General features: G+C 69.6%; 7 protein-coding genes. 4 read left to right on the forward strand and 3 right to left on the reverse strand.

Translation table 11 applies throughout. The features are described 5' to 3' along the window. The 3 genes from FCU40_RS21730 to FCU40_RS21740 form a co-directional block, all read left to right on the forward strand. The coding region (locus FCU40_RS21730; protein ID WP_168077816.1) for a polysaccharide biosynthesis protein at nt 1–1,056 on the forward strand (1,056 nt) is incomplete at its 5' end. Between the two features lie 34 nt (nt 1,057–1,090). Further along, nucleotides 1,091–2,233 (forward strand): hypothetical protein, encoded by a 1,143-nt coding sequence (locus FCU40_RS21735; RefSeq protein ID WP_168077818.1) that lies wholly within the window; start codon nt 1,091–1,093, stop codon nt 2,231–2,233. 113 nt (nt 2,234–2,346) lie between these two features. Continuing rightward, entirely contained in the window at nt 2,347–2,637 is a 291-nt protein-coding gene (locus FCU40_RS21740; RefSeq protein ID WP_168077820.1) for a hypothetical protein, read from the forward strand. Here the strand turns inward: FCU40_RS21740 and FCU40_RS21745 are convergent. Continuing rightward, a complete protein-coding gene (locus FCU40_RS21745) occupies nt 2,616–3,389 on the reverse strand; it encodes a class I SAM-dependent methyltransferase (protein ID WP_168077822.1) in 774 nt (257 codons plus the stop codon). The two genes, FCU40_RS21740 and FCU40_RS21745, sit on opposite strands and share 22 nt — an antisense overlap. A gap of 214 nt (nt 3,390–3,603) precedes the next feature. Continuing rightward, nucleotides 3,604–4,101: a MarR family transcriptional regulator gene (locus tag FCU40_RS21750; RefSeq protein WP_004622391.1), complete on the reverse strand. Its 498-nt coding sequence runs from the start codon at nt 4,099–4,101 to the stop codon at nt 3,604–3,606. Nucleotides 4,102–4,270: 169 nt separating this feature from the next. Here FCU40_RS21750 and FCU40_RS21755 point away from each other — a divergent pair, with 169 nt between their 5' ends. Then, nucleotides 4,271–5,668: a PAS domain-containing methyl-accepting chemotaxis protein gene (locus FCU40_RS21755; protein WP_168077824.1), complete on the forward strand. Its 1,398-nt coding sequence runs from the start codon at nt 4,271–4,273 to the stop codon at nt 5,666–5,668. Between the two features lie 57 nt (nt 5,669–5,725). On the opposite strand, the gene FCU40_RS21760 is transcribed toward FCU40_RS21755, so the two are convergent. Next, entirely contained in the window at nt 5,726–8,983 is a 3,258-nt protein-coding gene (locus tag FCU40_RS21760; RefSeq protein WP_168077826.1) for an error-prone DNA polymerase, read from the reverse strand. Between the last annotated feature and the right edge of the window lie 38 nt (nt 8,984–9,021).

The following is a 9,021-nucleotide window of genomic DNA, read 5'->3' on the forward strand; positions in this document are numbered from 1 at the left end:
CCCGTCCGCGCCCTGGTCGCGGGCCGCCGCGTGCTGGTCACCGGGGCCGGCGGCAGCATCGGCTCGGAGCTGTGCCGCCAGATCGCCGCCAGCGGCTGCGCCCAGCTGACCCTGGTCGACGCCTCGGAATACAACCTCTTCCACATCGACCGCGAGATCGCCCAGACCTACCCGGCCCTGCCCCGCCAGGAGGTGCTGTGCGACGTGCGCGACGCCGCCCGCGTGGCCCGCGTGTTCGGCGAGCAGCGGCCCGACATCGTCTTCCACGCCGCGGCGCTCAAGCACGTCACCCTGGTCGAGAACCACCCCTGCGAGGGCGTGCGCACCAACGTCCTGGGCACGCGCAACGTCGCCACGGCCGCCAAGGCCTGCGGCGCGGCGCACCTGGCCCTGATCTCGACCGACAAGGCCGTGGCCCCGACCAGCGTGATGGGCGCGGCCAAGCGCGTGGCCGAGGCGGTGGCCCGCCAGTACGGCGGCGGCGACGAGATGCGGGTCAGCATCGTGCGCTTCGGCAACGTGCTGGGCTCGGCCGGCTCGGTGGTGCCGATCTTCCAGAGCCAGATCGCCGCCGGCGGCCCGATCACCCTGACCCACGCCGAGGTCGAGCGCTACTTCATGACCATCCCCGAGGCGGTGCAGCTGGTGCTGCGCGCCGTGGCCCTGTCGCGGATCGCCTCGGAACCCGACGCCGGCGTCCTGACGCTGGAGATGGGCGAGCCGGTCAAGATCATCGACCTGGCCCGGCGGATGATCGAGCTGCAGGGCCTGGTCCCCGAACGCGACATCGCCATCGAGATCACCGGCCTGCGCCCCGGCGAGAAGCTGACCGAGACCCTGGTCGACGTGAACGAGATCGCCCGCCCCAAGGCCCCGGGCATCATGGAAGCCCTGCGCCTGGCCCCGGCCCCGCCCATCCCCGACGCCCGCCTGGACGCCCTCGACGCCCTGGCCGAGATCGGCGACGAAACCGCCCTCCGCGCCGCCCTGTTCGACCTGGTCGAAGACCTCCGCCAGACCGGCCCGTCCAAGGTGGTGAAGATCCGGGCGTCGTAGGCGCCGAAGAACGACGAGACAAAGGAGACCCCCTATGCGCGCGTTGCGGACCCTTCGGCGGGGCGGATTCCCCGCCGTCGGACTGGCGGCCCTTCTGCTCGGCGGGGCGGCTCACGCCCAGGCGGGGCCGGACCTGACGGCATACGCCCAGACCGGCCTGATCCCCTTCCTGCCCTCGTCCCAGCAGCCGTTCGAGGCGCCGCCGAAGGTGGCCTTGCGGCTGGAGGGGCCGCTGGGGGCGTTCCAGCCGCATCCGGTGGTGATGGACACCGGCTCCACCGGAGTCGTGGTGTCCGCCGCCGACCTGCCCGGCTATTCCGCCGCCAAGGCCGCGGCCTATCCGGCCGGCTGGGAGTTCCTGAGCAGCAGCAAGCGCCTGTGGGTCGGCCATTGGGTCCCGACCACGATCGTCTACGCCGACACGGCCGGCGGCGAGGCGGCGCGCGCCCAGGTCCCCGTGCTGATCGTCGAGACGGCGATGAAATGCCCCGGCTACGACACGAAGACCTCGCCGGGGACCTGCGCCGCCCCGACCGAGACGGTCGATCTGCCCAGGGGCATCGCCTATATGGGCGTCGGCTTCGGCCGGGAGCGCAATGGCCAGACGCAGGGCACGCCGGACAAGAACCCGCTGCTGAACCTGACCGCCCTGGCCGGCAAGCCGATCTCGGCCAAGAGCTTCCGCAAGGGGTACGTCATCACCCCCGACGGGGCGCGGGTGGGCCTGACCGCCCAGGCCGCCGCCGGCTTCCGGTTCGTCAAGCTGGACGCCCGGCCGGGCGGCGGTCCGCTGGACTGGGGGCAGGCGCCGATGACCGTGGCGGCCGGCGACCAGCCCGCCCAGGCCGGCGCGCTGCTGATCGATACCGGCATCGCCACCATGTATCTGGGCGTCGCCGATCCGGCCGCGCTGAAGACCCACACCGAGATCAACCAGAACGCCAAGACCCCGTCCAAGGTGCTGGACGACGGCCAGACCGTGACCGTCACCGTGCCGACCGCCCCGGCCACCACCTTCGCCTTCACGGTCGGCCAGGGCGATCCGATCGCGCCGAGCCAGGTGCTGGTCAACTCGCCGATGACCAAGGCCTTCGTGAACACCGGCCGCCACGCCCTGCGCCGCTACGACGTGCTGTTCGACGCCGACGGCGGCTGGTTCGGCCTGCGGGAGCGGTGAGGCGGGGGGAACACGCCCATCGGCGTCGGACGGCGGTCCCATTGCCTCGCGCGGCCTTATCGACCACCGTCGCGGCCATCCGTCATGTCTCCGCGCGCAAGACAGGCCCGTTGATGTCCTCGACCGACCTCATCTTCGAATTCCGCCGCCGGCTGGACGGCGTGACCTATCGCTTCACGCCGGCTCCAAGCGAGTCTGGTCGGCCCGCCTGGCGGCGAACCGATTCTCCGTTGAGCCTGGCCTGGACGCCGGAGCGAGGCTGGACGGTGAGCGACGAGCACGGCGTCGTCCTCAGCGCGCCGTGGGACGTCGACAGGATGGCGCAAGGCCCGCTGCCGCCCGAGACCGTCTGGGTCAGTCGCAAGGACGACAAGGCCTATGTCTACGATCTGGTTCGGGTCTGAAAGTCCGTTCCCGGAGTCGGCGCGGATCGGCCGGCCATCAGCAGGAACGGCGGGCGGCGGCGGTGATCGCCCAGGGCCGGCCAGCGCTCGATCTGGTCCGAGGTCGGGGCCGGTTCGCGCATGTCGACGATCTGGAACCCGGCGCCGATCAAGGCCCGCGCGTAGCTCGAAACGGTTCGGTGGACCCGCTCGACCGTCGTTCCCAGCCATTCGACCGTTCGACCGCCTTCCTCGAGATAGCGGTCGACCGGCCAGTGCAGCCGCTCTCCCCGCTCGTCGAGGAACCAGGCGCGCGCGGCGCAGGTCATGATCGGGTGCTCGACCGAGAAGGCCAGCAGGCCGCCCGGCGCCAACCAGCCATGGATCCGCGAGAACAGCGCCTCGATGTCCTGGATGTAGTGAAAGGCCAAACCGCTCATCACCACGTCCGCCGAGCCGGGCGCCAGAGCGATGTCCTCGATGGGCAGGACAGCGTACTCGACAACCGGACGCCCAGCGGCGGCGCGAGCTTCCTCGATCATCCGCGCCGAGGCGTCGAAGGCGCGCACCGCGCTCGCGCCCTGGTCGGCCGCCCAGCTGGCCATCTGGCCGGCCCCGCACCCCAGATCGACGACGCGCAGGCCCGTCAGGGCGGGCAACAGGTTTCGCAGCGCCGGCGTCTCGATCTCGTCGTTCGGCCGACCTTCCTGACGCCTGAGATCGGCATAGGCCCGCGATAGCTCCGGCGCGTCGAACGTGGCTGGCGAGCTCATGCGGCGCTCCTCAAGGGGATAGGTCGATGCCGCCCATGGGCGCCGGCGCGCCAGGGACAAAGCCGATCTCGATAACATTTGGACCGTACACGCTATCGCGAAAAAGATGTCGGCACGGAAGGCCCGCCTCCCCCCTCAGTGAAAATCCCGGCTCCTCAGGAGCCGTCCCGAGACCTTCTGGCGGACGCGGCCCCGGGTCGACCGGAACCGGGACTCAGCGAAACGGCGGCGCGCTGGCGAGCATTCCAGCGTTGAAGGCTTGCAGGCTGGCGCGCATGGTCGCGATCTCGTCATCCGACAGGGGCAACTGTTCCACGACGCTCCCGCGCACCGCCAGGACCTTATCGCGCAGCGACCATCCGGCGTCGGTCAAGTCGACCCAGACCCTTCGCTCATCGACCACGTCGCGAGACCGCGTGAGCAAGCCGGCGGCCTCCATCCGCTTGACCAGCGGCGTGATCGCGCCGGTGTCCATGCACAGTCCCCGCCGCAGGTCGCCCATGCTGCAACGCTCTTGGCGCTCCCACAGCGCGATGAGGACCAGATACTGAGGATGGGTGAGGCCCAGCGGCTCGAGTAGCCCGCGATAGATCCGGGTGACGAGGCTGCTGGCGATCTGCAACGCCAGACATAACTGCTGGTCCACCCGCAAGTCGGTGTAGTCGGACGTCGGCCCGACGGCGTCGGATGTCTCGGGGCGAAGAACGTCCATCTGGAATGCCTCCATGATCCGTCATGGATTAGAGCCTTCACGCTCTAGAATGAATCCGCCAAGTCCGCGTCTAAATTTGTCATGCAAAAAATATCTGACTCGATATAATCAAGCCTTAAGTAAAGCGCGGTAGGACCAATCGTCTCACCCCTGGTTTGAAAGCGCGGGCATGTTCGGGATTGAAAACAGACAGACGGCGGCGCTGAAGAGGCAGGTCGCGGATCTGGAGGCCATCGTGGCGGCCGTTCATCGTTCGCAGGCTGTCATCGAATTCGAACTCGACGGCACAATCATCGACGCGAACGACAATTTCCTGGCGACGATGGGTTACCGGCTGGAGGACATCAAAGGCCGGCGCCACAGCATGTTTGTCCCGCCGGAAGACGCCGGCGGCGCCGAGTACGCCCGGTTCTGGGAGCGGTTGCGCGCGGGAGAAGCCTTCGCGGACGCCTTTCGCCGAGTCGGAGCGGGCGGCGCGGAAATCTGGATCCGGGGCTCCTACAACCCTGTGCTGGACGCCGAAGGCCGGCCTTACAAAATCATCAAGTTCGCCACCGACATCACCGAAATCCGCCAGCGGCAGGCGGCCAGCAACGCCGCGCGCGATGACGCCGAAGCGGCTCAGGCGCTGGTCGTCTCCGCTTTGGGGGAAGGCCTTGAGCGCGTGGCCGTTGGCGATCTCAGCGTTCGCATCCAGGCCGCGTTCCCTGGCGGCTTCGATCGCATCAGACAAGATTTCAACCGTTCGGTGGAAAGCTTGAGCAAGGCCATGGCCGCGATCAACGGCGCGGCTGACAGTCTGCGCATGGGGGCGGGCGAGATCGCGGCCGCCGCGCTGGATCTCTCGCGCCGCACCGAACAGCAGGCGGCCAGCCTCGAAGAGACCGCCGCGGCGATGGATCAGATTACCGCCACGGTGCGGCGCAGCGCCGACGACTCCCAGCAGGCCGCCTCGGCCGCGTCAGGAGCCCGCCTGGACGCGGTCCGATCGGGCGAGGTCATGCGCGACGCCGTCGTGGCGATGGCCGAGATCGAGGCCAGCTCCAGTCAGGTCGGCACGATCATCGGCGTCATCGACGAGATCGCGTTCCAGACCAATCTGCTGGCGCTGAACGCCGGGGTGGAGGCGGCGCGCGCGGGCGAGGCCGGGCGAGGCTTCGCCGTCGTCGCCCAGGAGGTGCGCTCTCTGGCTCAACGTTCCGCCGAGGCGGCCAGGGAGATTAAGGCCCTGATCTCCACCAGCGGCCAGCAGGTGGCCAGAGGCGTTCGCCTCGTCACCGAAACCGGGCAGGCGCTCGACGGAATCGTAGACAAGGTGGCCGACATCGACACCCTGCTCGCCGCGATCTCCCGTTCGACGCAAGAACAGGCGCTGGGCCTTCATCAGGTCAGCACCGCGATCAACCACATGGACCACGTGACCCAGCAGAACGCGGCCATGGTGGAAGAGACCACGGCGGCGGCGGCCAATATGGAGACCGAGACCCGCAACCTCGCGACGTTGGTCGGGCACTTCCAGATCAGCCGCGCGGGCCAGGGGGATATGCAGCGCGTCCTGGCCGCGTGATCATGCGCTGGACCGCGCCTTCCTGTTCGCCTCCTCGGGACATGAGCTGACGCCCCCTCAGTGAAAATCCCGGCTCCTCAGGAGCCGCCCCGAGACCTTCTGGCGGACGCGGGGGGCGGGGGCGTCAGGTTCGTCGCGGAGGGTCGAGAGGTGGGCCGACAGGTCGGTGAAGCCCTCGGCCACGACATGGATCACGCCCTCGGCGCGCTGCACCCGGCCGCGCACCACCAGGAACGAGGCGGTCATCACCACATTGCGGTCGGCCTCGAAGCGGTCTTTCCAGACCACGGCGTTGGCCACGCCGGTCTCGTCCTCCAGGGTGACGAACACCACGCCCTTGGCCGTGCCCGGTCGCTGGCGGATCAGGACGAGGCCCGCCACCGCGACCTTGGCCCCGTCCTTCAGGGTCCGCAGCTGTTCGGCGGTGATCACCCCGCGCCGCGCCAGCATCGGCCGATAGAAGCCGATCGGGTGGGCCTTCAGCGACAGGCTGGTGGTGCGATAGTCCTCGGCCACCTCCTGGGGGCGGCCCATTTCCGGCAGCGCCACCCGGTCCTCGAACAGCGGCAGGCCGGCCAGCAGCGGCGCCTGGACCGGCGCGCGGTGCTCGCCCTTCAGCCCCTTCACCGCCCACAGGGCCTCGCGGCGGAAGAGTCCCACCGAGGCGAAGACGTCGGCCTCGGCCAGCAGCTCCAGCGCCCGCTGCGGAACACCGCCCTGGGCGAACTCGCCCGGCGCGCGCGCCCCCTCGGCGCGGGCGCGCAGCAGGGTCTGGACGTCGGCCTTCTTCAGCCCCTTGATCTGGCGGAAGCCGAGGCGGACGGCCTTCCAGCGATGGCGGTTGGCGTAGTCGGCGATCTTGTCGGAACGGGGGGTGAAGCGGGCGGCCCCCTCCCCCAAGAGGGAGAGAGCCTCCAGCGTACAGTCCCAGTCGCTGGCCAGGATGTCGGGCGGGCGCACCTCGACCCCGTGCTCGCGCGCGTCGCGGACCAGCTGGGCCGGCTGGTAGAAGCCCATCGGCTGGGAGTTGATCAGCGCCGCGCAGAACACATCCGGCCACGCCCATTTGATCCAGGCCGAGACATAGACCAGCTTGGCGAAGCTGGCCGCGTGGCTTTCCGGAAAGCCGTAGTGGCCAAAGCCCTCGATCTGCTTGAAGCAGCGCTGGGCGAAGTCGCGTTCGTAGCCGCGCGACACCATGCCCTCGACGAAGCGGTCGCGATATTCGTCGGGCGTTCCGAGATTGCGGAAGGTGGCCATGGCCTTGCGCAGGCCGTCGGCCTCGTCGGGCGTGAATTTGGCCGCCTCGATGGCCAGGCTCATGGCCTGTTCCTGGAACAGCGGCACGCCATAGGTGTTGCCGAGGATCTGCTTCAGCTCGTCGGCGGGACCGTGCTCGGGCGACGGCGCGGGCATGTCCACGGGCTCGATCCCGTTGCGCCGCTTCAGATAGGGATGCACCATGTCGCCCTGGATCGGCCCTGGACGGACGATCGCCACCTCGATGACCAGGTCGTAGAACCTGCGCGGCTTCAGCCGGGGCAGCATCGACATCTGGGCCCGGCTCTCGACCTGGAACACGCCCACGCTGTCGGCGACGCACAGCATGTCGTAGACGCCCGGAACCTCCTTGGGAATGTCGGCCAGGTCCTTCAGCCAGTCCTGGCCGTGGTCGTCGCGCAGCAGGGTCATGGCCCGCTGGATGGCGCTCAGCATCCCCAGGGCCAGCACGTCGACCTTCATCAGCTTCAGGCTGTCGATGTCGTCCTTGTCCCACTCGATGAAGGTGCGGTCGGCCATGGCGGCGTTGCCGATCGGCACGGTCTCGTCCAGCCGCCGCTTGGTCAGGACGAAGCCGCCGACGTGCTGCGACAGGTGGCGGGGGAAGCCCATCAGCTGGGTGGCCAGGGCCACGGCGCGGGCGATCTCCGGCGCCTCGGGGTCCAGGCCCGCGTTGCGCAGGTGCTCCTCGGGCAGGCCCGAACCCCAGCTGCCCCAGACCGTGCCGGCCAGCAGCGAAGTGACGTCCTCGGTCAGGCCCAGGGCCTTGCCGACGTCGCGGATGGCGCTGCGCGGGCGGTAGTGGATCACCGTGCCGCAGATCGCCGCGTACTCCCGGCCATAGCGGCGATAGACGTACTGCATCACCTCCTCGCGCCGCTCGTGCTCGAAGTCGACGTCGATGTCGGGCGGCTCGCCCCGGTTCTCGGAGATGAAGCGGGTGAACAGAAGGCGATGCTCGGTCGGGTCGATCGCCGTGACGCCCAGGCAATAGCAGACCGAGGAATTGGCCGCCGAGCCGCGCCCCTGGCACAGGATTCCCATCGCCCGCGCCTCGCGGACGATGTCGTGCACGGTGATGAAGTAGTTGGGGTAGTCCATCTTGCCGATCAGCCGCAGCTCCTCGGTCAGCTGGGCCCTGACCTTGTCGGGCACGCCGCCCGGATAGCGCCAGGCCGCGCCCCTCCACGTCAGGTCGGTCAGGTGCTGCATCGCCGTCTTGCCCGCCGGCACGGGCTCGTCGGGATATTGCTCGTTCAGCTGGCCAAGGTCGAAGGCGATGCGCTGGACGATCTCGATCGTGCGCTCCACCGCGCGCGGCCAGCGCTCGAACAGCCGGGCCATTTCGCCGGGCGACTTGACGTGGCGTTCGGCGTTGGCCTCCAGCCGAAGACCAGCCTCCTGGATCGTACAGTGCTCGCGCACGCAGGTCATGACGTCCTGCAGCGGCCGCCGCTCGGGACCGTGATAGAGGACGTCGTTGGTGGCGACGATCGGAGCCCCGGCCTCGCGGCCCAGGGCGTCCAGCCGGGCCAGGCGCTTCAGGTCCTGGGCGGCGTAGGCGCGGCTGGCCGCCAGCCACGCCCGTCCCCGCAGGTCGCCGGCCATGCGGGCAAGATCGCGCGCGAAGGCCTCGTCCAGGGTCTTGGGCGGGACGATCAGGCCTAGCTGGCCGTCGGAATGCTCCAGGAAGTCGCGCCAGGTCAGGTGGCACGCGCCCTTCTCGGCCCGCCGCTGCCCGACCGTCAGCAGGCGGGTCAGCCGGCCGAACGCCTCGCGGTCGGCGGGGTAGCACAGCAGGCTGGGCGTCCCGTCCATGAAGTCCAGCCGGCAACCGCTCAGCACACGGATATTCCGCGTCTTGGCCGCCGTCCAGGCGCGCACGACCCCGGCCAGGCTGTTGCGGTCGGCGACGCCGATGGCCGCCAGCCCCAGGGCCTCGGCGGCGATGGCCAGCTCCTCGGCGTGCGAAGCGCCGCGCAAGAAGGAGAAGTTGGTCGTGACCTGGAGTTCGGCGTAGGCGGGGACCTTCATGGCGCTCCCCCTCCACCGGCGTTCGCCGGTCCCCCTCC

This window comes from Caulobacter sp. SSI4214, from assembly GCF_012184455.1.
GTDB lineage: Bacteria > Pseudomonadota > Alphaproteobacteria > Caulobacterales > Caulobacteraceae > Caulobacter > Caulobacter vibrioides_E.